Here is a 25,240-nt window from a genome sequence, read left to right as displayed (position 1 = left end):
GCGTATAATTTTTAGAAACGATAGCTGACACTAAATGTATAACGCGCGCCATAAGCATTATGGTTTATAGAATCAAAACCACGACTTGAGCCGTATAGCTGTGGCGGCTCTTTGTCAAAAATATTATCAATGCGCGCTCTTAAGGTAAGGGCTTTATTTACGTAGTAACCTGCAGATAAATCCCATACGAGCCAATCGTCAACTTGATGATTACCTTGTGAGTCAAGTTTACCTAAACTTTCCAGTTCATCAATTTCACGGCCTCTAAGTCCTTCAATGTCATCATCATAGCTGCTGGTGTAATTTGCGCCAAGGTTTAGGTAGTAGCTTTGAGCTTCCCAATCGATTGACATACGACCGATGTTTTCAGGGTAGCGATACGTGCCAACTAACTTTTCAATGGCATCAGAGCCTGGTTTATTGCGCTCAAATTCAAGATAGTGCGTGCCATCAAATGCAAAAGTTAAATCGCCACCTGAAAGCCTAAAACGGTGATCAAACTTAATATCAATCCCTGCTAATGTTTGTGTGCCGGTATTTTCAAGTGGGATAACATGGTCACGAAATAATGGTAAAAATAGCTCATCATCACGTGGGTTAAACTCGGTAATATAGTTATCTAAAATTTCATTTAGGTTGGCACCATCTTGCTCGATACTTAAACCACTATTGTCACTGATATCACATAGCTCATTATCGTAAGAAATACCTTGTTGACCTTCTGGGACAATACCGCAATGGCGCAGTGATGCATCAGTAATGGCACGATCTAGCACCGCAGTCATATTAGTATCAATCACTTCTTCGTGATCAAACTGCCAGTAATCAACGGTTAGGTTAGTATCAGCGCTTGGGCTCCAAGCAAAACCAACACTAATAGCTTCTGATTCTTCAGCTTTAAGATTTTTATTTCCAAGCTCGAGTGAGTTAACACTTACCTCTGTTCCTTGGCCCATACAATAAAGATCAGATACTGCTTGGTTAGCACCGCAATCGAAGGTTGATTGAGTGGTTCTTAATTTAACACCAGCTTGCGTAAGAGAAGGGGCACGGAATGACGTAGACCATGAGCCACGTAACACTAACGAGTCGTTAGGACGATAGCTTAAGCCTATTTTTGGATTAAAGGTGCCGCCAAAATCGTCATAATGATCGTAACGTCCTGCCGCCTGTAGCTCAACTTGATCGGTCAATGATACACTTATTTCTGCGAACGCCGCGTATTGAGTGCGATCAGCCTCTGATAAGCTCGAGCCAAAACCAAATACATCCACTAAGTAGCCGTTTTCAGGGCGTGCTTGCGAGTCAAGTGATGGAATGTCAGTTAATTCTTCACGGCGAGCTTCAACTCCAAATGATGCATAAGCGGGTAAATCATTAAAGGTGAATAGCTCACCGTTAAAGTTTACATCCCAGCCGTATACGGTGCTTTCGCCACTGCGTGTTGGACGTGCCTGTGCCGTTGCTAAAACCGCATCGTTGGCGGCATCGCCTTGCACAAATGGATTATAAAATGGCAGTAAATCGCCTGATACACAGTTAAGGTTTGCGCCGTCGTAGTTTGCTAATGTACCGTCTGAGCATAGTTCACCAGTAATGGCGGCATGAAATTGATAGCGATTGTAAATACCATCAATGGCTTCTTGCTCAGAGCTTGAGCGAGAAAAGGTTACGCCTGACTCCCAGCTCCAGTCACCAACATCACCTGCAAGGCTACTCACTAAGCGGAAGTTTTTAGTTTCTACTTCGACAGTACGTGGGGCATTAAAACGCGCATCAAAGCCAAAGCCGTAAACTTCGCGGCCAGCTTGCGTATCAAATTCAAATGGGTCAATAAACACTTGATCCATCAAATCATTACTGCCATCTGCATTATCATAAATGAACAGCGCATCTTCTAAAATGAAAGGACCATCTTCATCATTTATTTGATTAATCGGTGAGGGTGACGAGTACGCTTTTGCCTTTGTTTGGCTATAGAAAAAGTCAGTATGCCAATCAAGACCGCCTAAGCTGCTATTGAACATAAAGCCAGTCGATAGACTCTCAAATGGCGTATCCAGATAATCGTCTTGATTTGGGTAATAGGCACAAATGTCTTCACCAAATTCAGTTGTAACTAATTCAGTCTGGCAATTTGGCGCTGGCAATTCATTCCCATCACGCGAGCTGTAATAATAAATATTTGGCGCGTTTTCAAGTTTTGGTAAGTACGAATAACTATTCACCAGTGGTGATGATGCAGTGAAATCTCGATCGGTTGCTTTAAATGCGTTACGGTCAAAAATATCGGCAAAAACCGTTAAGTTACTCTCACCAATTTTTGTACCGTATACTAGGTTAAGCTGTTTTTTACCTTCGTCATGGCTGTTAAAGCTATTTGCGTAGGATGCGTTTACTTCAGCGCCTTCAAAGTCATCTTTTAAAATATAGTTAATTACACCTGCTACGGCATCTGCACCGTAAACCGCTGATGCACCGGTTGCAAGAATATCAATGCGCTCGATAGCTGCAAGTGGAATTGAGTTCACATCGACAAAGTTTTCCGTGCCAGCGGCAAATGAACTGGGCGCAACACGACGACCATTAATCAGTGTTAATGTGGCTGATGGGCCCATGCCACGTAGGCTTGCTGCAGATTGTCCCGCAGGTGTTGAAGTGGACGTGCCACCGCTTTCTGAAGTGGAAAAAGTGCCGCTACCACCTTTGAACACGGATAAATCCTTTAGTAATTCGTGAATCGTGTTGGCGCCAGAGCGTTTGATGGCATCTTGGTCTAATACCGTTAGTGGAATCGTTCCTTCAAGATCGACGCCTTTTAAACGTGATCCGGTGACTTCTACTCGTTCAATGTTTTCAGCTTTAGTGTTTTCTTGCGCATACAAAAAAGTTGGGCAAAGCACTGCGCTTATTGCCGTTGCAATAGTTAATTGACGAAACATATTGGTTTACCTTTGTCTTTATTTTAAGCACAGGTGTACTGCACAGTGCTTATTTTTTGATTATTTAGACAGGGCCGTGATCGATAGACACAGTTAGCCCCTCACAGAGAATGTGAGGTAGTGGCTACTCGTCAAACCACTCCGAAAGGTAGTGAGGAGAGTAGAAATATGTACACAGCGATGTTGCGTTTTTAAACATAATTCCAATCCAAAAGGTTTTTGACAAAGCTAGTATTTGGGTGCTAGCTTACTCGCGATTTAAAAGTTCCTTATTTTTATAGCAAGCATAAAGTTTTACTGCAAGCTATTTTTTATCATTTTTTACATGAGTATAACATTATGGAAAACTTTTGGGAACATCTTGCAAAGAGCCCTAAATATGGTTTTTTTGCTGCTTTTACACTGGTAATGGCTGCTTTTTCGGCGAATATATCTGCAAATCAAACTGAGCAAACCTTGCTGTTAATTGGTGGTGCATTAACGACTTGTTCAAGTTTTAGTCCTGAAAATTGCATTGAAAAAACATCATTAATAGGAAAAAAAGCGAATCAATTTCAATTGACGGGCAAAGCACTACAAGAAATAAAAAGCCAATGGCCTGATGATAGTACTAATAATCGCAATGAAACCTTGCGGGTTTTATCAAAAATTGCCAAGCAACAGCCTAATCTTATCGATAAAGGGTCGTTGCTATGGGCTTGGCGGGATTTAGATAGCCGCTCGCTCAATAATTTAACTGATCGAGAATATAACTTTGTCACTGATATGCTGGAAGTGGCGGTTGTTGATGCTAAAGGCCAGCGCATAAAAGAAACGGTGCAAAGTAAACAAAATAATGAGCCGGCTGCTAATGATATAGTTAATTTTATTTCTGCAACAGCTAAAGTAAATAGTAAACAGCCGAGCTTATTAGCTATCACAGCATCGAGTCGCGACCCTTATGAATCGGCTGACTTTTACGAAGGCTTACTGGATTTTGATCGTATTAAAAGTTCATGGCTGGCATTAACTCCGGCATTAGCGCAAGCAATCACAACTGGGCAATGTGAAAAGCTAGCGCAATTTCGCCAGCAAAACATGCAGGTGTTTAATCGCCACAAAATCTATCCTGACCGTATTCAAGCTGAGCAACAACTATGCGACGCGGGTGTTGATAATTTAGTTGCAAAAATCGAATCAGCAACAGGTATTATGCTCAATGGTGGCGATCAAAGTTTAACTCGAAAAGTGTTATTTGATGATACGGGCAAGCCGTATCCATGGACCGATGCTATACGTTCACGTCCGCTATTGGTAGGTACAAGTGCAGGCACAGCCATTCAAAGTGGCGGCAGTAACCAGTTTGGTAGTGTTGCTATGATCACTAATGGCACTAGTTTAGCTGCATTACGTGATGGTGCGCACGCAGTTTCTGCACCGAGTGAACGTTGTGAAGATGATTGTAATCAAGGGCTAAGCGCAGATACATTAACCTATCAAACTAATGGTGGGCTGGGCAGCTTTAGTGCAGGTATAGTTGACACCCATTTTAGTGAGCGAAATCGCACTGTGCGTTTAGCGACATTGCTTGCAAAAACAGGGCAACAGTATGGCTTTGGTGTTGATGAAACGACAGCTTTAGTGTTCATAAAATCACAACAGAGTACGATTGTGACAGTGCTAGGTAAGCATGGGGTTGTGCATTTAAATAAGGGCAAAGATAAATACAGTTTTGATTATTCATTTTGGCCAGCTGGTGCGATTATTGATGTAACACCTCAAGGCTACCAATTAAACCAACGTACTATAGACAGTGCTTTGCCTGCAATTAAAATACCGCCTTTGCCAATGCAGCGTTTTAATAACATACTCACTGATGCTAAATTGCGCTCGCTTACTCAAGCAATGTGTTTAGCTAATGAGCAGTCAGCGGTAGGTCAGCAAGATGAGTTTATAGTGACTTTAAATGCCAGCAAAAATACCCAGTATCAGAGAATAAGTCCAAGCAGTTATGGCTGTGCAATTGAACGACTTAGCGTTAATATTACGACGATTCAATGATGCTTTGATGAAGAGCTACTGTTACTCACAGTAGCTTTTCTTTAAATGACTAAGTAATGTGTTAAATTGTCAACAACACCAATTTGGATATATTGCTACCCATTTACCCTCAAATCTTACAACCGATGATTGAACATCTGCTTGCTGTGTCGCTTTTAGTTCCAGACGTTCAAAATGACTACTTTTAATGTTTACTGCATCTGCATTGTTATGCTCATTAAAGATAAAATTAACTCTTTTTGTACCTGCAATTAGCAATCGAGTTGTTCTGTTTTTTAGCTCACCGTCAAGTCTTTTTACATCACTTTACATGCTCTTAGATCTTTTAAAAATAATTCTCAATTAACATTGGAAAATGTAATAATTTAATTTAGAATGATCGTTCATTCTAAATTAAGGGTAGTTAACATGCAGCGTTCTCGCGTCGTTCTTTTTACTGTCACCGCTTTGGCAAGTGCAGTTGCTTTATCCGGTTGCGATCAAACTCAGCAGGCGAATGCGCCTGCTTCGCAGCCAGCTCCTGTTGGCGTAATTACATTAAAAAGCCAACCATTAACACTTACTAAGGAGCTTCCTGGACGAGTAACTGCGTCTCAAGTGGCGGAGATTCGTCCTCAGGTAAGCGGTATTATTCAATCACGTTTATTCACTCAAGGTGCTGAAGTTAAAAAAGGTCAGGCTTTATATCAAATCGACCCAGCTACATTTGAAGCGCAAGTGGCAACCAGTAAAGCCGCTATTAGTAAGGCACAAGCAAGCATTGCTAATGCAAAGGCTAAATCAGATCGTTATTCTGAGTTACTAGCAATAAAAGCGGTCAGCCAACAAGATTTTGATGAAGCCGACGCAAGCTATAAAGGCGCCCAGGCTGATTTATTAACGGCTCAAGCGCAGCTTAAAACCGCACAGATCAATTTTAACTATAGTAAGGTTTCATCACCTATTAGTGGTCAAATTGGCAAATCGAACGTGACCGTAGGTGCTTTGGTAAGTGCTAATCAAGCAACCGTGTTAGCAACCGTCACTCAGCTTGACCCAATTTATATTGACCTTACACAGTCAAGTAGTGAGTTGACTCGCTTGAAAAAAGCGATTGCCAATGGTGAGCTTGACAAAGATCTTACTGCGCAATCAAAGGTTGAACTCACTATGGAAGATGGCTCAGTGTATCCGCACACTGGCACTTTGCAGTTTTCTGAAGTGGCTGTTGATCCAAGCACTGGCTCAGTGACTTTACGAGCAGAATTTCCAAATCCAGAAAAGCTATTATTACCAGGTATGTACGTCAGAGCTGTGGTTGTTGAAGGTGTTAAGTCTGATGCTATTTTAGTACCACAACGTGGTGTGAGTCGTAATAGCAAAGGTGAGCCTACAGCGATGGTGGTGAGTAAAGACAATACTGTTGAAGCGCGAGTATTAAAAACTGACCGCACAGTAGGTGCTAACTGGTTAGTGACAAGTGGCTTGAACGACGGCGATCAACTGATTGTTGAAGGTTTACAAAAAATAGCACCGGGCGCACCTGTTAATGCAGTGCCTGCCGACTCAGCTGCTAAAACTCAATAACGGAGCATTTTAATGTCACGATTTTTTATCGACCGGCCTATCTTTGCATGGGTACTGGCCATTATTGTTATGTTGGCGGGTATACTTGCAATTAAAGCGCTACCTATTGCTCAGTATCCGTCTATTGCGCCTCCGGCAATTAGTGTTCAAGCTAATTATCCAGGTGCTTCTGCACGTACGTTAGAAGATACTGTTACGCAGGTTATTGAACAAAAGATGAAAGGATTAGATGGCTTGTTGTATATGTCATCAACCTCGGAATCAAATGGCTCGGCAACTTTAACACTAACGTTTGATGCTGATACCGACCCAGATATTGCACAAGTTCAAGTGCAAAATAAACTTGCCTTGGCAACCCCGTTATTGCCACAAGAAGTGCAACGCCAAGGTGTATCAGTAGCTAAATCTGCACGTAACTTTTTAATGGTTGTTGGTTTTGTTTCTGAAGATGGCAGCATGAATAATATCGACATTGGTGATTATGTTGCATCCAATGTGCAAGATATCGTGTCGCGCGTTGATGGCGTAGGTGAAGTGCAGTTATTTGGCTCACAGTATGCGATGCGTATCTGGTTAGACCCTAGTATGCTGCAAAAATATAAACTGACTCCTGCAGATATTAGTGCGTCTATTAGTGCTCAAAATGCGCAAGTATCGGCAGGTCAACTTGGTGCTTTACCTGCGATTTCAGGGCAGCAGCTTAATGCCACTGTGACTGCGCAAAGTCGCTTACAAACACCAGAACAATTTCGCAATATTTTTGTCAAAAACAATGAGGATGGTTCTGTAGTTCGCTTAGGCGATGTCGCAAAAGTCGAACTTGGCGGTGAAAGCTACGGTGTTGTGGCGCGCTTTAATGGTAAACCAGCGTCAGGTTTAGGTATTAAACTTGCCAGTGGTGCAAACGCTCTTGATACTGCTGCGGGTGTTAAAACTGCATTGGCTGAACTAGAGCCATTTTTCCCTGAAGGGTTAGCCTCTGTTATTCCTTATGACACCACTCCGTTTGTATCATTATCAATTGAAAAAGTAGTGAGTACATTAATCGAAGCCGTGGTGTTAGTGTTTTTAGTTATGTACTTGTTTTTACAAAACTTTAGAGCAACTCTAATTCCTACCATTGCAGTGCCTGTGGTTTTATTGGGTACATTTGCTGTGCTGCAAGTACTCGGTTATTCAATTAATACCTTGACCATGTTTGCTATGGTACTGGCCATTGGCTTGTTAGTTGATGATGCCATCGTGGTGGTTGAAAACGTTGAGCGGGTGATGACCGAAGAAAAACTTTCACCGCTTGAAGCTACGCGAAAATCAATGGATGAAATCAAAGGTGCACTGGTTGGTATTGCAATGGTGTTATCGGCCGTATTTATCCCAATGGCGTTCTTTGCAGGCTCTACAGGGGTTATTTATCGTCAGTTCTCCGTAACCTTAGTAACTGCTATGAGTTTATCTGTTTTAGTGGCACTTATTTTAACACCAGCACTGTGTGCAACCATGTTAAAACCGAGCCACGTACATAATAACTCATCATTTATTGGTCGCTTTTTTATGGGCTTTAACCGTGGCTTTGAAAAGACCAATACCGGCGCACAAAACTTTGTAAGCCGTATGATCAAGCAAAGTAAGCGCTATTTATTGTGTTACGGCTTAATTGTTGGCGGTATGATCTATATTTTCTCACAACTTCCTTCAGCATTTTTACCTGATGAAGACCAAGGTATTTTGTTCAATCAAGTAAGTTTACCAGCAGGAGCAACCACTGAGCAGACATTAAAAGTCGTTGAGAAAATGGAAAAACATTTCCTAGAAGATCAGTCTGAAGCTGTTCGTTCTGTGTTTAGTGTAACTGGCTTTAGCTTCGCAGGCTCTGGGCAAAATGCAGCGCTTGGCTTTGTTGGTTTAAAACACTGGGATGAGCGTCAACGCGATGATTTATCGGTTGGTGCAGTTGCAGGTAAAGCTATGGGTTATTTTTCTACGATAAAAGAAGCCTTTGTTTTTGCTTTCCCACCACCTGCGGTTGTTGAGCTTGGTACTGCCAATGGCTTTACCTTGTTTTTACAAGATAGGGTTGGGCTTGGTCACGACAAATTACTCGAAGCGCGAAATATGCTACTAGGCATGGCTTCACAAAGTCCTGTATTAGCGGGCGTTCGTCCTAATGGTCAAGAAGATAAACCAGAGCTTGAACTGGATATTGATTTAGCAAAAGCGCAAGCACTTGGGCTGACCCAAGCAGATATCAATAGTACTTTGTCTACCGCGTGGGGTAGTAGCTATGTGAATGACTTTATCGACCGTGGTCGAGTAAAAAAAGTGTTTTTACAAGGTACGCCAGAGTCTCGTATGGTGCCGGAAGATTTAGATAAATGGTATGTACGTAATAGCAATGGCGATATGGTGCCATTTAGCGCGTTTGCTCAGTCTTACTGGGCGTATGGTTCGCCGCGTCTTGAACGCTATAACGGTTTTTCAGCGATGGAAATTCAAGGTGCAGCAGCGCCAGGTTACAGTACTGGTCAAGCTATGGATGAAATGGAGAAGTTGGTTAGCCAGCTACCAACTGGGTTTGCCTTTGAATGGACTGGTATTTCGTATGAAGAGCGTTTAAGTGGCGGACAAGCGCCATTATTATATGCGTTGTCGTTATTGGTGGTGTTTTTATGTCTAGCTGCATTATATGAAAGTTGGTCTGTGCCGGCAGCGGTAATGATGATTGTCCCTTTAGGCGTATTTGGCGCTGCAATGGCTGCCTTTATAGGTAATTTATCGAATGATATTTACTTACAAGTAGGCTTGTTGACTACCATAGGGCTGGCATCTAAAAATGCTATTTTGATTGTTGAATTCGCGATCCATAAAATGGATGAGGGCATGGGACTCGTGGATGCTGCAATTAACTCTGTTAAGCTACGACTACGACCAATTTTAATGACTTCTATGGCATTTATTTGTGGCGTTCTACCTTTAGCTATAGCATCAAGTGCTGGTTCTGGTGCACAAAATGCTCTAGGTATCTCAGTCATAGGTGGCACGCTCGCATCGTCAATATTGGCTGTGATATTTGTACCGTTATTCTTTGTATTAGTGCGCAGAGTTTTTCCAGGTAAACACAAAGCTGTGACACAGGAGCAACCATAATGACATTCAAAACGTTAAGCCTAGCGAGTCTAAGCGTATTCGTGCTCAGTGCTTGTCAAATGGCTCCACCGCTTGAGGATATCGTGTTGCCGGTGCCTGATAGCTACGCAATACAGAGCGAACAAGGTAATACGGCTGATTTAAGATGGCAGCAGTTTTTTGCGAATGAAAAGTTGCAACACTTGATTGAACAAACATTAGCTCATAATAAAGACCTTAAACTTGCCGCACTTAATGTGCAGCAAGTTCGTGCGCTTTATCAAATCGAAGACTCTGCCTTATATCCGTCAATCGATTTTGCTGCGTCGGGCACGCGTCAGCGCTTACCGGGAGACTTAACGTCAACCGGTAATGCACAAATTAGCGATAGCTATCAAGCTACCGTGGGGATGACCGCGTATGAGCTCGATATATGGGGCAAAATTCGTAATCAATCTGATCAAGCACTGCAAACTTTGTACGCGTCAGAGCAAACTCAAACGAGTGTAAAAATTAGCTTAATTTCTGAGTTGGTAAGTGCGTGGCTAAATTACGCTGCTGATAAAGAGCAGTTAGCGCTTGCTACGCAAACCCTAAAAAGTCAGCAGGCATCACTGGCGTTAACCGAAAAAACCTATGCACTTGGCGCGGCATCAAAGTTAACGTTGGCACAAATTGAGAGCACTGTAGCCACCGCAAAAGTTGATATTGCTAACTATCAGCGCTTGTTAAAGCGTGATAAAAATGCCCTTGATTTATTAGTCGGTCAGCCGGTTTCAGCGCAGTTGTTACCTGTTGAGAGTTTAGATGAAGTACTAAATTTCCCGACCGTGCCTGTAGGCTTACCATCCGAGTTACTTGAGCAACGTCCTGATATTAAAGCAGCAGAGTTTCAGTTATTAGCTGCTAACGCTAATATCGGTGTTGCGAAGGCGGCATTTTTTCCGAGCATTAGCTTAACGGCTAATGCAGGGAGTGCGTCGAGTGATCTAGATAATTTGTTTTCAAGTGGCACTGGCACTTGGAGCTTTATGCCATCGATCACGATACCGATATTTAATATGGGTCGTAATCAAGCAAACTTAGATGTTGCGCAAACTCAACAACAGATTGCGCTAACTACCTATGAACAAACGATTCAACAGGCATTTAAAGAAGTCTCTGATGCGCTTGCCGATAGGGAAGGCTATATGCAGCAGCTAAGTGCGCTTGAAGATCTGTATAACAGTAATCAAGTGTCGTTTACACTCTCTGAAGCTCGCTTTGAAAAAGGCGCCGATAGCTATTTACAAGTGCTGGATGCACAACGTAATTGGTACAGTGCAGGGCAACAACTCATTAGCGGTAAAAAAGCCTATATTACGAGCCAAATTAGTTTGTATAAAGCGGTTGGAGGCGGTTGGCAACGATCGGCTCAACAGAGTGAATAGCCGCTAGGCTGCACCACTATATAGTTTATCACTAGTTTATTAAGTTCTTTGTGGCAACTGACAAAGTTGATGTAAAAGGGCATATAAGCTAGTGATAATTATTAGGTTAAAGAAAAGCAGCGCTTTTCGGAGTTACTATGAAAGAAAAATCTAAAAGACAAACCGACCCTGCACTTGTGCAAGCACGCCGTGAGCAAGTGCTTAGTGCTGCGGCCGATTGTTTTAGACGAAAAGGCTATCATGGCGCAGGAATGGCCGAGATCTCAAAGACCGCAGGGATGAGCGCAGGACATATTTACAATTACTTTGCCAGTAAAGAAGCGATCATTGAATCGATTATAGAACAGGATATGGAAAAACTGTTCTCTATTTTTCAGGAGTATGAAGATCAACCTGGTGACTTAGTAACGATTCTACTCGATGGTTTAGACCACGCAGTGGATCATCATACTGATGTAAACCAAGGAGCACTCGATTTAGAGATGTTCGCTGAAGCTGCGCGCAACGATAAAGTGGCAGAGCAGTTGCGAAAGTCTGATTGTTACGCCAGAGAGAAAATGCGAAATCTTTTATTGAGTGAACGCAGTTTGATAAAAGACCTTAGTGCAACTGAACTTGAAAGCCGTATCGAAGTGATGTTTGCAATGATAAATGGGATCACCATACGTAAAACGCTTAATCCACATGTTGATAAAGCCACGCTATTATTAGCGCTTCGCCCGGCAATGCGGGTGTTGCTTGTACCGTTCTAATTAGAGCCGAGCCCTTAACCGCAAAGAGGTGTCGTTTAATCTTCTTTGCTGAGTTAATTTTTGGCTTAAAGCGTAATACCTTAAATTATAAGTTAAGTATATTTTAGTTTGTTCAGTAAATGATTCTTCACGGCTGGCCACTCTGATGCAATAATTGAATAAACAACAGTATCGCGAATCGATCCATCACTTGTTATTTGATGGCTGCGTAAAATACCATCTTGTTTAGCGCCTAGCCTTGCAATTGCCTTTCGCGACTTTTGATTAAAAAAGTGTGTTCTAAACTCAACTGCAATGGCATTGTGAGTATCAAATAAATACTGCAACATCAAAAGTTTACATTCAGTATTTACAGGACTTCTTCGTACAGCCTTGGCATACCATGTGTAGCCTAGTAATGCGCGCTGATGCTGTGCGTCTACGTTATAGAATCGAGTTGTGCCAACTATTTTATGGCTACTATTACACCTTACGGCGAAGGCGCTATTGCCGTTTTTGGCTTCAATAATTGCCCGCTCAACATAACTGTGCATTTGTTCTGGCGAAGGAACATTGGCATACCATAATTTCCAAGACTCTCCATCAAGCACCGCATGTTTTAATTCATCTATATGATGTAAGCTTAACACCTCAAGCGTTATAAAGTGCCCAACCAATGGCATTGGTTTTAACCACTGCATATATTTCCCTTACTCCTAAAACCATTGTTTAATATCTCAACGTTTTGTACATAGAGATGATCCTTTAAGGATTCAATGATAGCAACTTACACAGTGAATTTTACAATTAATTTGTTGATTTCAGCTATAAATCAATACCCTCAAATCCGTTCTATTGACCACTGCACCGCGATGATCGCGATGGCGAGTGAGCCTGCAGGCATCACCCATTTTTGATACCAGTGATAGTTTCTTGCCCAAATAAGGACTGGTAATGTAACTGCTAATATAGCCAGTTGGCCTATCTCTACACCTAAATTAAATGCTAGCACGCTGAGTAATTGATAGTCACTGGATAGCCCTAATTCACCTAATACACTCGCAAAGCCCATGCCATGTAATAAACCAAAGGCGAATGTGACCCAGCCTAAACGCACAACTAATGGCCAAATATTGTTAAGAGCTGCAAACAACACAGATATAGCGATCCCCAGTTCTACCCAGCGACTGTTAGGTGTAACTAATTGTATTGCAGTGGCGGTCAGAGTGATTGAATGCGCCAAAGTAAATGCGGTAACTATCCATGCGGTGTGTTTGAAGATCGTGACTTTTGATTCTACACCTTGCCATTTTGCTGATTTTTTTACTAATACACAGGTAAGCAACAATGCAATTAAAAATAAGATATGGTCAAGTCCGAGCCAAATATGCAGCACTCCTTGGTAAACATATTGATTAAAAGTGGTGAGGTAACTGCTTTTAGTAAAATCAAAAGTTTGAAGGGTATTATTTTTACTCATCACACGAGTTTGATCATTGATAGTGACAATTGCTTTATGATTGGCATCAGTATCGAAAAATGCCTGATAATGAAATGCTATGGCGCTGTGGTTGGTGTCCAGAGCTGGGCAGGATAATTGCAATTGAACAACTACATAGGGTTGATTAAAATGAGTATCAAGCTGCAACGGAGCGTCGCTGGTAAGCGTACATGCTTGCTTGTCCGCTGATGTTACTGTCAGTGAGGTCAGGACAAAATCACTTATGGCGCTATGTTTTGCATTGATCTCATGCCATGCGATAGCCCCATCTTGATTTAAATCAAACGCCACCTGTTGCTCTAAATCGGCAACGTTGATTTGCCAACTACCCGTAAAATGGCTGTCATCGGTTGCGTTTAAATTAATATAGCTGGTACTTAATTGGTGTGCTTGAGCTGTTCCTTGTAACATGAAAAATAAACACAGGTTACAAAAAAACGCAGTTACAAATGCGTTCATAAAGAGGCTCCTTGCGCACGTGTAAGTAATTGCTGATCGGCATCAAGCTTAGCTTGTTGCCAATTTATTTTTGCCCAGTATAGGGCTTTTTCTGGCTGTTTATTGATGTCTAAATAATAGTGAGCTAAATCACTGGCATGAAAACGGTCTTGACGTAATTCACGCAGCGCCACTCTTTGCGCCATTAAATTTTGCCATTGTTTCAGCGAGGTATCGTTGTAGTGTTGCTCTGCAATTGCCAAGCGCAGCAACAAGGCATCTTCTAAATTTTGTTGATCATTTACCAGTGCAGGCAAAGTGTTTAGGACTTTTTGATAATTCCCTTGCGCTAAATAAATATCTGCCCATAACACTACAAGGCTGACGGGGGCTGTTTTTAATGGCAATGACTGGATATGAGCGAGCGCTTCATCGGGTTTATTGAGTCTCAGTGCCATTTCAGCCAATACATGGCGGGTATCATCGCTTTGTTTATTACTTGTAATACTGTTCGCTAAACTTTGATAACTTTGTGCTAATTGACCGTCTTGGCTTAGTACATCAAATGTACAGGTATTAATTACATCCATTGCTGTTAGACCCAAGAGTTTTAAGCATTGTTGTTTAGCGGCTTTAAAGTCACCTTGAACCATTAGCATATTGGCGCGTAATAGATGGGTGTTAACATGGTTAGGATCGCGTTTTAGTACTGCATCGGTGATTGCTAAGGCTGCTGAAAATTGATGTTCACGTTGTAAAACGCGTGCATACATGTAGCCAATTTGTGGTGTGGGAGATTGCGCATAGCGCTGCTGTAACTGGTTTTTTAATAAGCCTTGGCGAAGCTCAGTTTGACCTACTTGTTGGCTATTTATCAGTAACGTCATTAATTCGTCTTGATTAAGGTGTGCGGTATTTATTGCGCGGGCTTTTGCGATGATCTCGTCATCTGCTGGCGTATAAGGTTCAGCCCCTGCATTAACTGAGATCAATAAACAAAGGTAAGTAAAAGCACGGGTGATCATAGCATTCTCCTTAAAAAGGCCATCCATGGCCTGCAAGTATTATTGTGTGATTTAGTTGTTACCTAACAAATCGTCAAATGTGGCATTTTCATCCGCATTTGTGAATGTACGGCCGTTCACACTCAGTGGCTTATCGGTAGCCGCTTGGTTAAATGCTGCACGGCCTAGTAGTGCAAAATCGACTTCAAGTGCTTCAATAGTGATATCAACCATCGCAGTAACTTGGCTGTTTACCCCATCACTGACTGCAAAGGTAAAGCTATCAGAGCCAGTAGTTTCAAGGTTCGGCGTATAGGTGTAACTACCATCACTATTAACCACTACCATGCCTAGCATTGGCTCAGTAACCAGACTGAAGGTAAGAGTATCTCCTTCAGGATCAGAACCTTGTAGCATGTCTTCAATTACAACTTCGGTTTGTGTGGTTACCATATCAGCTGTTGCTGTAGGTGCTTTATTTACCATCGGTGGTATCTCGACGGTGTTATGGTCGTCATCATTGCTACAGCCGCTGAGTGTAAGCGCAGCAAGCAATAACCCAAGATGTGATAATTTAAAATGTTGCATGAGTGTTCTCCTTATTTAGACCCTGCAAGTGGAGTTGCTAGATATGGAAAGCTTGCATCCATCATCGTAGCGTTCACTGGTGCACCATCGGTAAATGGTACGTTACCTACACTGGCATCATCAGATGTACACAGGCCTAAATCAGTATTTGTGCCATTTACTGGAATTGGGTAGCATAAGCGACCCATTACCACACGTAGCGCAATATCAACTACATCATCACCAGGACGACGGCCATTTGGGAAACCGGCTAAATCATCACCAGCAACACCAAATGCTGATTGATCTGCCTGTGCTTTAGCTGCAATTGCTGTGTTTAAACGTAACATTTCAGCACCTGTAACAGTGGCTAATTGATTAACGCCCGGGAAACCAGTTAGAAATGCAGTTACTAAGTCATTACGTGGAAAATTCGTTGGTGCAAGGGTCGCTAGATTTGCCCCTAAGGTGGTATTAACCGCATCTTTAAACAGAATATTTAAAAGCTCTGGTAAAGAAGGGTGGGTAACATAATCAATAAATTGAGCATCGTCTTTAGGCTGTGAACTTGAGAAGGTATCTTTGTCTTTTAAACCAATTACCAACTCATTAACAAGTGGATTACCTAAACGAGATACTTGAGTAAGCGCACCACCGTTTACTGCATTGTTAGCAAATTTAGCATTCGGGTTTAGAATACGCGCCTGCGGTAAGCTTGCTGTAGTCCATGTACCAATAGTGCCGTTGCCATTACCAACTACACAGCTTTTAGGTACTTCGATAGCAATTGCGGTCACATTTTTATCTGCTAAGTCATCATTATCTGCCGATTGTGTAATGCCTCCAGGGAAGCCCGCGCCATCACCTGCGCCCGGCGCACTGTCGCCTTCTACCGGCACATAGTTCACTAAGTCAAAGGTTTTGCCTAGGTTCACTACGAATGGGTCTTTACGTTGGCCAACAAATACTTTTGCCATACCGTCACAGCCTGGGATCGCTACTTGATATACAAATTGCGCTGCGTAGCTTTTATAACCATCCATTGATGAAAACGTTTTATCGCCAATATAATCAAGTGGCTTGTGGAATTCATTACTGCTGGTCATGGTATTAGTTAGCATGGTTTTGCTACCTGTACGCTGATCACCAGCGATCATCGTCATAGTGTATGATTCGCTAAAGTTAACTGCGGCATTATTGCCAGCTGCAACACCACCAACATTTTTGAGTGGTACAGCAACAGTACGTTGGTTGCCTTCAGGGCCAACGGTTAATGCAACACCTTGATTGTCATTAGGCAGCATACTTTTGAAGTTAAAGGCGAAGCTAATATCTTCAATCGCATCGCCATCGTTATCAATATGGATGCTGTAGGTTGCATCAGGATCCATGGCAAAATAGTTAGGTCCGCCATAGCCATCTTGCAATGGAATATAGTTTGCAATCAGGGTGACATAATCACCACGGCCTTGTTCATAACTGTTAAATGCATAAAAATCTGTTGAATCTAAAGTCGGGAAGCGACTGATATTTGGAGCTTCACGGTGACTTGACGCCTCTGATGGGACGCTTACTAAGGTACTACATACTACAACTGCTAATATTGAGGGAGTTAAAGCTTTCATGACTTTGTCCTTTAGTTTTAGATAGTGGTCACTACTAATACGCAAAGCAATTACCATTGGATGCAATAAAAAGTAAAAAATATTAATGGAATGTATATTTAAAATTACCTCGTTGAATTTAATGGAATAAAAAACCAGCTTTTGCTGGCTTTTTATTGCGTGTTGTTGGTTTACTTACAGTAAAATTAACTCTGTTGTGTACAGTACTTCGGTGGGGGAGCCTGTTGGTGAGCCTCCAATAGGTTCTAAACTTATGGCAAGTAATGCGATATCTTGCGCGTTGAAACGTGAGTCTTTTAATAGCGATTTAACGCCATCTTTTGGTAAAAGACCCAACGAAATAGGAGCATCTTGACCTTTTAATATCATCCACAGTTCATAATCCTTATCAGTTCTGGCGGTCAATTTGTCGCTGGCTTTTATTGATAAACCTTGTTCGTTGATATCGATAAACCATAATGGTTTTTCGCTGGCATCTTTAAACAGCGCAATTTGCTGAGTGTTTTGCCCGACAGGCGTTTGTGGCTGCCAAATAATCAAAGCTAATACGATACTTGCTGCGGTAGCAATTAACGACCACGCTTGCCAAATACTTGTTTTAGGTTGAATAACATTGTTTGGTACCACTGCTTGCTGTGGGTCAATACGCTGTGAAATTGCTTCCCAAACGTGGCTATCTGGCGGCACAGATTTGATTGAGCTGGCTAAATTATTTAAATGTTGCTCCCACATCCAGGTTGCTTCTCGAACACGATTTGATGAGAGCATTAAACGTTGAAAGCGTTTACGAGCAGAGCCTTTTAAGGTCCCTAACACGTATTCAGCCGCCAACATATCGATGAGTTTTTGATTGTCATAATTCATAACGTTAAGCACCTTTGCAACTGTTGCAGGCCGCGTCTGATCCAGCTTTTTACTGTGCCAAGCGGAGTATCAATATGATCAACTAACTCACTGTGAGTCAAGCCTTTGTAGTAGGCTAAGTGGATCGCTTGTTTTTGCTGTTCATCTAGTTGCTCTATACAATCAACGAGTTTACTTTTATCTTCGTAATCAATAGCTAAAGGTGAGTCAGTTAAATCATCTGAGATTGCAGAGTCGTCATCTAAGGATTGCTCTTTACGCACTTTGTGATAGCGCAAAGAGTCTAAGCTACGATAACGAACAATGCTGATCATCCAGCTGATCACTGTGCCTTTGGTTACTTGATAATCAGATGCATTGTGCCAAATTTTCACAAATGCATCTTGCAGCGCTTCTTCGGCATGAGCACGATTGCTTAACATTTTTAAGCTGATCGCAAACAGCTTTGCGCTTGTGGCATTATACAATTTAGCAAATGCCTGTTTATTGCCCTGCGCGGTTGCACTTAGTAGAGGTAATAATTCGTCGGTTTCCATAGAGTTCCTATTATTATTGTCAGTTAGTAAACGTATGATGATGTAAAATGGATGCAAAAAACCAACTAAATGATGGGTGCTTATCATTATTTTCATGCTTTTCCACCAGTTAGCCTAGCAGTAAAATACGGCTTATCAAGTTGCGGCGATCAGTTTTATATCTGAGACTGCAGTCCTACATTCATCGTTTAGAGAGCTGGAAATGACGCCGCAAAGCAGAATAATAGGACCTACCAAAGTTAAATACTGACGAAATTGCAAAAAATCCTGTTACTTCCAATAAATGCCTTGTTTTAGTTATGGTTAAACAGTGCATGAATGTCATACAATGGGGTAAAAGTAGACCACATAAGAGAGATTAAAATGGCCGCATTCGGTACCGTATTTATGCCGCAGATGATTCAAGCACGTTTTACTGATAACGCTTGGAGCGAAAGCTCTGTTGTTCCGTCAGATAAAATTGAACTTCATGCTGGTGCACATGTTCTTCACTATTCAAGTACATGTTTTGAGGGGTTAAAAGCATTTCGCCATGAAGACGGCTCAGTCTATATTTTCCGCATGGACGCTAACATTGCCCGCATGAAACAAAGCTCGCATTTATTAAGCTTACCTGAAGTTGATGGAGCCAAGCTTGAAAAAATGATCATTGATATTGTCCGCCAGTATGCTGATGAAACGCCGTTACCACCGGGCTCTATGTATATTCGTCCAACTCATATCGGTACTGAAGCTGCCATTGGTAAAGCGGCTGTGCCGTCATTAAGTTCATTATTGTATGTGCTATTATCACCTGTGGGTGATTACTTTGCTGGTGGCGCGACTGCGTTGCGAGTATTACTAGAAGAAGATGGTATGCGCTGTGCCCCGCACATGGGTATGATCAAAAGTGGTGGTAACTACGCTAGTGCATTAGCACCCATTACGGCAGCACGCTTGCAACATCAAGCCGACCAAATTCTATTCTGCCCAGGCGGTGATGTACAAGAAACTGGTGCCGCAAACTTTATTTTAATTGATGGTAATGAAATTATTACTAAAGCGCTAGACAGCACCTTTTTACATGGCGTGACGCGCAGCAGTATTTTAACCATCGCTAAAGATTTAGGTATGACAGTATCCGAGCGCAATTTTACAGTCACTGAATTACTTGAGCGTGCTGCAAAACCGGGTACTGAAGCTGCTTTATCTGGCACTGCTGCGGTATTAACCCCAGTGGGTACTTTTATTCATAATGATAAAGAATACAAAGTGGGCAGTGGTGAAGCAGGGCCAACGACAATGCGTTTGCGCCAAGCCTTGAACGATATTCAATGGGGTAAAGCACCAGACACCCATGGCTGGTTAACCAAAATCGACGTGTAAAGTTAAACGATATGTTTTTACAAAAAAGCCTAGGTTATTTATAACCTAGGCTTTTTTATGGTCTAAGTTATTTAATAATCTATACTTTCAACTGTGTAAGTTAGCTGCACAGGTGTGTAAAAATAACGTATGTATACACAGCAAGTATCACGAAACTAATCAGCTGATATCTTAATACTATGAAATATATATGAATATTTATTTCCATTTGATTTTTTTAGTGGCGCATAGATTGCATTTCTATTTGGGTATAACTAACGACAAAAGGAGCGTTTATGTGGGCCGCAATAAGTTACTTATTATTGGCAATTGTATTTATCATTATGGGGTGGCAGGTTAGTCCTAGCTATTTTTCGCTGCTATTCTATTGGACGGCTTTATCTTTATTACTGGTAAGCGGTGCCTATTTTTTTAATATTGCAAAAATTTTTCGTAAACGAGAAAACGGTGTTATCCCGTTTTACATTCGTTGGGCTTTCATACCTTTTTTATTGGGGGCACAAGTTTATAACGCGTGGAGCCGAAAGCACGATAAAGTACCGCCATTACAACAAATTAACGAACACTTATTTTTAGCCTGTCGCTTATTCCCTTCAGATATAGATACTTTAAAAGATAACGGTATTACCGCGATTTTAGATGTAACCTGTGAATTTGATGGACTTGAATGGTCATCAACACAAGAAAACATAAACTATTTAAATATCCCAGTGCTTGATCATCGAGTCCCAACACGTTCGCAGCTTAATCAAGCGATTAACTGGATTGCCCATCATATTAAAGATAATCGTCGTGTGGTGGTGCATTGTGCGTTGGGTCGTGGTCGTTCAGTGTTTGTGATGGCGGCTTATTTACTCAGTCAAAATAAGGAGGCTGATGTACATCAAGTGCTTGCGCAAATAAAAGAAACACGCGAAACCGCTAATTTAAATAAACACCAACTGCGTCAACTAGTTAAACGCCATAAAAAGGGTGAGTTATTAATCAAAAATAAAGCGGTATTAATTGCTAATCCAGTTTCCGGCACTAAGTTATGGCAGCAAAAAGAGCATTTAATTGTTGCGCGTTTATCTGCTTATTATAACTTAAAAGTGATGATCACATCAGTCGAGCAAAATGGGATTGTGTTGGCCAAACAAGCGATAGCTGATAAACCAGATATGATCATCGCCTGCGGCGGCGATGGCACAGTGGCAGAAGTGGCAAGTGTTTTGCTAAACACAGACTGTAAATTAGGTATTATCCCATTTGGCACGGCCAATGCTCTAGCACATGTGTTAATGGGAATTAAGTCAAAGTTGATCCCTGTGGAAGTAGCATGTGATTTGATTATTGAAGGGCAAACCAAGCAAATGGATACAGCATATTGCAATGGTGAGTTGATGTTGTTGTTAGCAGGGATTGGCTTTGAACAACACATGATTGAAAAAGCCGATCGGGATACTAAAAATGAGCTTGGTCAGTTCGCATATTTACAGGGCTTCTGGCAAGCTTTGGGTGAACAAAAAGCCCAAGATTTCACCGTACAGCTAGATGATAACGAGCCGCAGCAAATACATACCAATAGTTTAATTGTCGCTAATGCTGCACCTTTTACTACTTTACTAGCGCAAGGTGGGGGACAGCCAGATCATTACGATGGCTTGCTCGATGTTAATTGGCTCACTCCAAACCAAGACGCATCAGCCAATGTATTAAGTATTGCTGAGCTGGTATTTAGCAGTATTACCCAAGCACATTTTGCGATTAATTCACATCATACCAATGCGCGCCGCGTTGCAATATCGGCGACTCAGGAAATAAAATATGTACTTGATGGTGAAGTTAAAAGTGCTGATAAATTGATCATTGAAATTACTCCGCAATCACTGGCGGTGATCTGTGCAGAGCAGGTCGAGTAACTGAACTTGTTGCGCGTTATAAGCTATAACGCGCAATGGCTGTTACTTCTTTTTAATACTAGGCCACACAAAACCGCTGTTTTGCGGTTGTGCATCGACACAGTTATCGAGGTATAACTGCTCGACCTTGGTACGCGCCCAAGGTGTTTTACGTAAAAATTTAAGGCTCGATTTTACACTTGGGTCAGATTTAAAACAGCGAATATCAACATGCTCACCCATTGCTTTCCAGCCAAGTGTTTGCTCGAGTTTTACTACTATTTGTTCGAGTGTAATGCCATGTAACGGGTTGTTTGCTTGCTGATTCATAAGTCACTATTGCTTGATAAAAGTCGCTGCTATTGTAACGTAACTGTGCGTTGATACCAATTCTATTAATTAACGCGAATTGTTTTAGGGGCGGTTGGGTAAATAATTTCATTTTGCTCGTTGAGCATTAACCAATTTAACGCGCTATTATTGTGATGAGGGTTTTTTGCTGCACAGATCACCCGCACATTAGCCATTAAAATAATCGCACCTTCACTGTAGCGTTGATCTTCAAACCAACAGAGTTGCTGCTCGCTAACTTTATTTTTTGCGTCAAGAAACAAGGCTGGTTTTTGATTATTACTGAAACTATTAGCCGAGTAAATTACACTGATAAAACAGATGCCTATAATCGTTATAATTCGCATATTTAGCCTTTGCATTAAAAAAAAACTACACTAAGCTTATACCTAAGTTACCCCAAAATACTAGTTTCAGTTGCAATTAAATGCGTTTAAACCAGCCCACTTAGGGTTTTAGGGTGACTTGGCCATAAAATGTGTTAGGGTAAAATCCACAAAAATAATTTTCTAAAGACAAGGTGAACACATGCAATTTAAACAAACGATGATTGACGAATTTACACTGTTAGCAAAATTTCCATTAACCAGTAAAATGCAAGGTATTAAGTTACATAGTGATGCTGATGAAAGCTTATTAAGCGCGGCACAACGATTGTTTGATAAAGGTATTATAGATAGCCCAGATGGCGGTTACTTAACCGATCTGGGCTTAGATCTGATAGAGCACGTAACCGTGCTGCACAGTGCGTTGGGTAATTAAAAAATATCAGGCTGCATCCGGTTGGTTTTGTGGTGCAGCATCAATAAATGCATCAAGCTTGTTACAACGTTCATAAATGGCTGCTATTTTCGGATACGCAGTCATATCGACGTTAAAACGATAAGCATTAAATACTTGCGGCACTAAACACACATCAGCAAGGCTAGGTTTATCACCCACACAATATTCATTTGTATGATCAAGTAGCTGTTCAATTTTTTCAAAACCAACCTCTACCCAATGACGATACCAGGTATTTTTGATTGCATCGTCAGCACCAAGTTCACCACTTAAATATTTCAGTACCCGTAGGTTATCAATAGGATGAATATCGCAGGCAATGGCATAACATAAATTACGGATCTGGGCTTTTTGCCAGGCATCACCAAATAATAGTGGTGTGTCGGGGTGTGTTTCTTCAAGGTATTCTAAAATTGCCATCGATTGTGCGAGTACACCGTCATTGGTTTCCAGCGCAGGTAATAACCCTTGCGGGTTTTTATCTAGGTATTCAGGTGCTTGTTGCTCAGATTTTAGTAAGTTAACAGTTACTAACTCATGCTTAATATTTTTTAAATTAAGCGCAATACGAACGCGATATGCGGCAGATGAACGAAAATATGTATAAAGTTTCATGGTTCAATTATCCTTGTGGGCCACTGTAGTGTTTTTTAATAGTTCGCCAGCAATCAGTGTAGTTAGGTTGGCGCTCTTTGCCTTCTAATGCGTATTTTGTTGGTGAAATAACGTAACGTGATTCAAACATAAACGCGAGGGTATTTTCGTAGCGTTGCGGTTCAAGCTCTGCGTTAGAGGCCTTTTCAAATACATCAGCTTCTGGGCCATGCGGTGACATACAATTATGTAAACTCATGCCTCCTGGTACAAAGCCGTGCTCTTTGGCGTCGTACACGCCTTCAATTAAGCCCATAAATTCACTCATAATATTGCGGTGATAATAGGGTGGGCGAAAAGTGTTTTCTGCCACCATCCAGCGTGGAGGAAAAATTGCAAAATCAATATTAGCAACACCTTCTGTGCCTGACGGGGATGTCAGTACTGTGAAGATAGACGGATCAGGATGATCAAAGCTCACTGTATTCATTACATTAAAACGTGCTAAATCATATTTATAGGGAGCGCTGTTGCCCGTCCAGGCTACAACATCTAAAGGGGAGTGGCCTATATCACAGCGGAACATATTACCGTTGAACTTAGCAACCAACTCAAACTCACCTTCTTTATCTTCAAAGGCAGCAACAGGGTATTGAAAATCACGGTCGTTAGCGTAGCCGTTGGCTCCCACTGGGCCACGCTCAGCTAACACATAAGCATGACCATAATTTTCACAGATATAACCACGAGCAGTATCACAGAGCAAAACGACTTGGAATTTAATGCCACGCGGGATCACTGCGATTTCACCCGCTTTAACCGTTAAATTACCACATTCTGTTTTCAGCAGTAACTGACCTTGCTGAGGCACAAATAACATTTCGCCGTCGGCATTATAAAAATAACGATCAGTCATTGATTTATTCGCTACATAAACATGGATGCCAATTCCTGTTTGGCCATTGGCGCTGCCGTTTGCAGCCATAGTGATCAAACCATCAATGAAATCGGTTGGCGTAGTTGGAATATCAATTGGATCCCAACGAAGCATAGTAGGTGGAGTCGGGACTTCGGTAATTGGAGCGGTGCGAATTAAACCGTTATCAATTGCGCTGTAATCACCTTGGACAACCGATGGGCGGATACGGTACATCCAAGTACGGCGGTTATCAGCACGCGGCGCAGTAAATGCTGTGGTACTAAATTGTTCAGCGTATAAATCGTATTTTACTTTTTGCGGGCTAAACTGCCCAATAGGCAATGCGCCAGGCAGAGCTTCGGTTTCAAACTCATTGCCAAATCCTGTCATATATTTTAATTCGCTGGTCATCACTCGACTCCTTTATGTTTTACTGTAAGATACTCTCAAGTGAGACTAAATTCAAACATCATGCTTTTTGCCACTGTACATATTTATGGACACTTAAACATGATTGTAAATTAACAGGACATAGCCGCCATGGCTCTCGATTTAGAGACATTTTTACCTTATCGTCTGGCTAACTTAGCCAGTAAAATGAGTGAACAGTTTGCACCCGTGTATCAACAGCAAAGTGATTTAAGCATTCCTCAGTGGCGTATTTTGTTTAATTTAGCCCAGTTTGGACAAAGCAACGCAAAAGCATTGTGTGAGCAAGCAGCAATGGATAAATCCACTGTATCACGGGCAATTAAGGCATTGATAGATAAGCACTATGTAGAGAGTTTAATCGATCCGGCAGATAAACGCGCCAGCTTGTTAGCGTTGAGTGAGCAAGGGTTGGGCTTGTATCAGCAGTTAGCCCCAGCTGCTTTAGCGTGGGAGAAGAATCTGTTGGATGTTTTAACTCAAGCCGAGTATCAAACCTTGCTTAGTTGTTTAGATAAGTTAACTAGTAAATTAGATGAATAAAACAAAAAG

General features: G+C 41.7%; 21 protein-coding genes. 9 read left to right on the top strand and 12 right to left on the bottom strand.

The window, feature by feature from the left end; all coding sequences use genetic code 11:
- Nucleotides 1–11: 11 nt before the first annotated feature.
- On the bottom strand, nucleotides 12–2,942 hold the full coding sequence (locus tag H5200_RS01265; RefSeq protein WP_182760773.1) for a TonB-dependent receptor domain-containing protein: 2,931 nt from the start codon (nucleotides 2,940–2,942) through the stop codon (nucleotides 12–14).
- 339 nt (nucleotides 2,943–3,281) lie between these two features.
- Here H5200_RS01265 and H5200_RS01260 point away from each other — a divergent pair, with 339 nt between their 5' ends.
- The 5 genes from H5200_RS01260 (at nucleotide 3,282) to H5200_RS01240 (ending at nucleotide 11,853) form a co-directional block, all read left to right on the top strand.
- Nucleotides 3,282–4,982 (top strand): cyanophycinase, encoded by a 1,701-nt coding sequence (locus tag H5200_RS01260; protein ID WP_182760772.1) that lies wholly within the window; start codon nucleotides 3,282–3,284, stop codon nucleotides 4,980–4,982.
- A 408-nt stretch (nucleotides 4,983–5,390) separates the two neighbouring features.
- Nucleotides 5,391–6,548, top strand: a complete 1,158-nt coding sequence (locus tag H5200_RS01255; protein ID WP_182739500.1) for an efflux RND transporter periplasmic adaptor subunit — start codon at nucleotides 5,391–5,393, stop codon at nucleotides 6,546–6,548.
- Nucleotides 6,549–6,560: 12 nt separating this feature from the next.
- Nucleotides 6,561–9,692 (top strand): efflux RND transporter permease subunit, encoded by a 3,132-nt coding sequence (locus H5200_RS01250; protein ID WP_182739501.1) that lies wholly within the window; start codon nucleotides 6,561–6,563, stop codon nucleotides 9,690–9,692.
- Nucleotides 9,692–11,101, top strand: a complete 1,410-nt coding sequence (locus H5200_RS01245; RefSeq protein ID WP_182739502.1) for an efflux transporter outer membrane subunit — start codon at nucleotides 9,692–9,694, stop codon at nucleotides 11,099–11,101. Before H5200_RS01250 ends, H5200_RS01245 begins: the two co-directional genes overlap by 1 nt.
- Nucleotides 11,102–11,238: 137 nt before the next feature.
- A complete protein-coding gene (locus H5200_RS01240) occupies nucleotides 11,239–11,853 on the top strand; it encodes a TetR/AcrR family transcriptional regulator (protein WP_182739503.1) in 615 nt (204 codons plus the stop codon).
- A gap of 92 nt (nucleotides 11,854–11,945) precedes the next feature.
- On the opposite strand, the gene H5200_RS01235 is transcribed toward H5200_RS01240, so the two are convergent.
- The 7 genes from H5200_RS01235 to H5200_RS01205 form a co-directional block, all read right to left on the bottom strand.
- Complete coding sequence (locus tag H5200_RS01235; RefSeq protein WP_182739504.1) at nucleotides 11,946–12,533, bottom strand: GNAT family N-acetyltransferase; 588 nt, start codon at nucleotides 12,531–12,533, stop codon at nucleotides 11,946–11,948.
- Nucleotides 12,534–12,673: 140 nt separating this feature from the next.
- Nucleotides 12,674–13,792: a HupE/UreJ family protein gene (locus H5200_RS01230; protein WP_182739505.1), complete on the bottom strand. Its 1,119-nt coding sequence runs from the start codon at nucleotides 13,790–13,792 to the stop codon at nucleotides 12,674–12,676.
- Nucleotides 13,789–14,796: a hypothetical protein gene (locus H5200_RS01225; protein WP_182739506.1), complete on the bottom strand. Its 1,008-nt coding sequence runs from the start codon at nucleotides 14,794–14,796 to the stop codon at nucleotides 13,789–13,791. Before H5200_RS01225 ends, H5200_RS01230 begins: the two co-directional genes overlap by 4 nt.
- 51 nt (nucleotides 14,797–14,847) lie before the next feature.
- On the bottom strand, nucleotides 14,848–15,363 hold the full coding sequence (locus H5200_RS01220) for an Ig-like domain-containing protein (RefSeq protein WP_149979975.1): 516 nt from the start codon (nucleotides 15,361–15,363) through the stop codon (nucleotides 14,848–14,850).
- An 11-nt stretch (nucleotides 15,364–15,374) separates the two neighbouring features.
- Nucleotides 15,375–16,967 carry a DUF4331 domain-containing protein gene (locus tag H5200_RS01215; protein ID WP_149979976.1) on the bottom strand — a complete coding sequence of 531 codons (1,593 nt, stop codon included), beginning with the start codon at nucleotides 16,965–16,967 and terminating at the stop codon, nucleotides 15,375–15,377.
- 174 nt (nucleotides 16,968–17,141) lie between these two features.
- Complete coding sequence (locus tag H5200_RS01210; protein WP_149979977.1) at nucleotides 17,142–17,831, bottom strand: anti-sigma factor domain-containing protein; 690 nt, start codon at nucleotides 17,829–17,831, stop codon at nucleotides 17,142–17,144.
- Entirely contained in the window at nucleotides 17,828–18,367 is a 540-nt protein-coding gene (locus H5200_RS01205; protein WP_149980373.1) for a sigma-70 family RNA polymerase sigma factor, read from the bottom strand. The genes H5200_RS01210 and H5200_RS01205 overlap by 4 nt, the downstream gene beginning before the upstream one ends.
- Nucleotides 18,368–18,730: 363 nt before the next feature.
- Here H5200_RS01205 and H5200_RS01200 point away from each other — a divergent pair, with 363 nt between their 5' ends.
- Nucleotides 18,731–19,732 (top strand): branched-chain amino acid aminotransferase, encoded by a 1,002-nt coding sequence (locus H5200_RS01200; protein WP_182717589.1) that lies wholly within the window; start codon nucleotides 18,731–18,733, stop codon nucleotides 19,730–19,732.
- Between the two features lie 275 nt (nucleotides 19,733–20,007).
- Nucleotides 20,008–21,633 (top strand): diacylglycerol kinase family protein, encoded by a 1,626-nt coding sequence (locus tag H5200_RS01195; protein ID WP_182760771.1) that lies wholly within the window; start codon nucleotides 20,008–20,010, stop codon nucleotides 21,631–21,633.
- 42 nt (nucleotides 21,634–21,675) lie between these two features.
- Here the strand turns inward: H5200_RS01195 and H5200_RS01190 are convergent, their stop codons facing one another.
- Both H5200_RS01190 and H5200_RS01185 read right to left on the bottom strand, forming a co-directional pair.
- Nucleotides 21,676–21,942: a VF530 family DNA-binding protein gene (locus H5200_RS01190; RefSeq protein WP_145234376.1), complete on the bottom strand. Its 267-nt coding sequence runs from the start codon at nucleotides 21,940–21,942 to the stop codon at nucleotides 21,676–21,678.
- Between the two features lie 65 nt (nucleotides 21,943–22,007).
- Complete coding sequence (locus H5200_RS01185; protein WP_182717587.1) at nucleotides 22,008–22,310, bottom strand: DUF1496 domain-containing protein; 303 nt, start codon at nucleotides 22,308–22,310, stop codon at nucleotides 22,008–22,010.
- Between the two features lie 181 nt (nucleotides 22,311–22,491).
- On the opposite strand from H5200_RS01185, the gene H5200_RS01180 reads away from it, so the two are divergent.
- Nucleotides 22,492–22,725, top strand: coding sequence for a TIGR02647 family protein (locus tag H5200_RS01180; RefSeq protein WP_145234371.1), 234 nt, complete (start codon nucleotides 22,492–22,494; stop codon nucleotides 22,723–22,725).
- A gap of 6 nt (nucleotides 22,726–22,731) precedes the next feature.
- Here the strand turns inward: H5200_RS01180 and maiA are convergent, their stop codons facing one another.
- Entirely contained in the window at nucleotides 22,732–23,361 is a 630-nt protein-coding gene (gene maiA / locus H5200_RS01175) for a maleylacetoacetate isomerase (RefSeq protein ID WP_182739507.1), read from the bottom strand.
- A gap of 7 nt (nucleotides 23,362–23,368) precedes the next feature.
- A complete protein-coding gene (hmgA, locus tag H5200_RS01170; RefSeq protein WP_182760770.1) occupies nucleotides 23,369–24,670 on the bottom strand; it encodes a homogentisate 1,2-dioxygenase in 1,302 nt (433 codons plus the stop codon).
- A 129-nt stretch (nucleotides 24,671–24,799) separates the two neighbouring features.
- Between hmgA and H5200_RS01165 the strand changes: the two genes are divergently transcribed.
- Nucleotides 24,800–25,231, top strand: a complete 432-nt coding sequence (locus tag H5200_RS01165; protein WP_182760769.1) for a MarR family winged helix-turn-helix transcriptional regulator — start codon at nucleotides 24,800–24,802, stop codon at nucleotides 25,229–25,231.
- Nucleotides 25,232–25,240 lie beyond the last annotated feature (9 nt).

It is taken from the genome of Pseudoalteromonas sp. SG43-7, from assembly GCF_014164295.1.
GTDB classification, from domain to species: domain Bacteria; phylum Pseudomonadota; class Gammaproteobacteria; order Enterobacterales; family Alteromonadaceae; genus Pseudoalteromonas; species Pseudoalteromonas rhizosphaerae.
This window is presented reverse-complemented; position numbering and strand designations above follow the sequence as displayed.

Excerpts from the sequence above, each read along its gene's own strand:
- H5200_RS01265 (WP_182760773.1), bottom strand. The coding sequence starts at position 2,942 with ATGTTTCGTCAATTAACTATTGCAACGGCAATAAGCGCAGTGCTTTGC.
- H5200_RS01260 (WP_182760772.1), top strand. The coding sequence starts at position 3,282 with ATGGAAAACTTTTGGGAACATCTTGCAAAGAGCCCTAAATATGGTTTT.
- H5200_RS01255 (WP_182739500.1), top strand. The coding sequence starts at position 5,391 with ATGCAGCGTTCTCGCGTCGTTCTTTTTACTGTCACCGCTTTGGCAAGT.
- H5200_RS01250 (WP_182739501.1), top strand. The coding sequence starts at position 6,561 with ATGTCACGATTTTTTATCGACCGGCCTATCTTTGCATGGGTACTGGCC.
- H5200_RS01245 (WP_182739502.1), top strand. The coding sequence starts at position 9,692 with ATGACATTCAAAACGTTAAGCCTAGCGAGTCTAAGCGTATTCGTGCTC.
- H5200_RS01240 (WP_182739503.1), top strand. The coding sequence starts at position 11,239 with ATGAAAGAAAAATCTAAAAGACAAACCGACCCTGCACTTGTGCAAGCA.
- H5200_RS01235 (WP_182739504.1), bottom strand. The coding sequence starts at position 12,533 with ATGCAGTGGTTAAAACCAATGCCATTGGTTGGGCACTTTATAACGCTT.
- H5200_RS01230 (WP_182739505.1), bottom strand. The coding sequence starts at position 13,792 with ATGAACGCATTTGTAACTGCGTTTTTTTGTAACCTGTGTTTATTTTTC.
- H5200_RS01225 (WP_182739506.1), bottom strand. The coding sequence starts at position 14,796 with ATGATCACCCGTGCTTTTACTTACCTTTGTTTATTGATCTCAGTTAAT.
- H5200_RS01220 (WP_149979975.1), bottom strand. The coding sequence starts at position 15,363 with ATGCAACATTTTAAATTATCACATCTTGGGTTATTGCTTGCTGCGCTT.
- H5200_RS01215 (WP_149979976.1), bottom strand. The coding sequence starts at position 16,967 with ATGAAAGCTTTAACTCCCTCAATATTAGCAGTTGTAGTATGTAGTACC.
- H5200_RS01210 (WP_149979977.1), bottom strand. The coding sequence starts at position 17,831 with ATGAATTATGACAATCAAAAACTCATCGATATGTTGGCGGCTGAATAC.
- H5200_RS01205 (WP_149980373.1), bottom strand. The coding sequence starts at position 18,367 with ATGGAAACCGACGAATTATTACCTCTACTAAGTGCAACCGCGCAGGGC.
- H5200_RS01200 (WP_182717589.1), top strand. The coding sequence starts at position 18,731 with ATGGCCGCATTCGGTACCGTATTTATGCCGCAGATGATTCAAGCACGT.
- H5200_RS01195 (WP_182760771.1), top strand. The coding sequence starts at position 20,008 with ATGTGGGCCGCAATAAGTTACTTATTATTGGCAATTGTATTTATCATT.
- H5200_RS01190 (WP_145234376.1), bottom strand. The coding sequence starts at position 21,942 with ATGAATCAGCAAGCAAACAACCCGTTACATGGCATTACACTCGAACAA.
- H5200_RS01185 (WP_182717587.1), bottom strand. The coding sequence starts at position 22,310 with ATGCGAATTATAACGATTATAGGCATCTGTTTTATCAGTGTAATTTAC.
- H5200_RS01180 (WP_145234371.1), top strand. The coding sequence starts at position 22,492 with ATGCAATTTAAACAAACGATGATTGACGAATTTACACTGTTAGCAAAA.
- maiA (WP_182739507.1), bottom strand. The coding sequence starts at position 23,361 with ATGAAACTTTATACATATTTTCGTTCATCTGCCGCATATCGCGTTCGT.
- hmgA (WP_182760770.1), bottom strand. The coding sequence starts at position 24,670 with ATGACCAGCGAATTAAAATATATGACAGGATTTGGCAATGAGTTTGAA.
- H5200_RS01165 (WP_182760769.1), top strand. The coding sequence starts at position 24,800 with ATGGCTCTCGATTTAGAGACATTTTTACCTTATCGTCTGGCTAACTTA.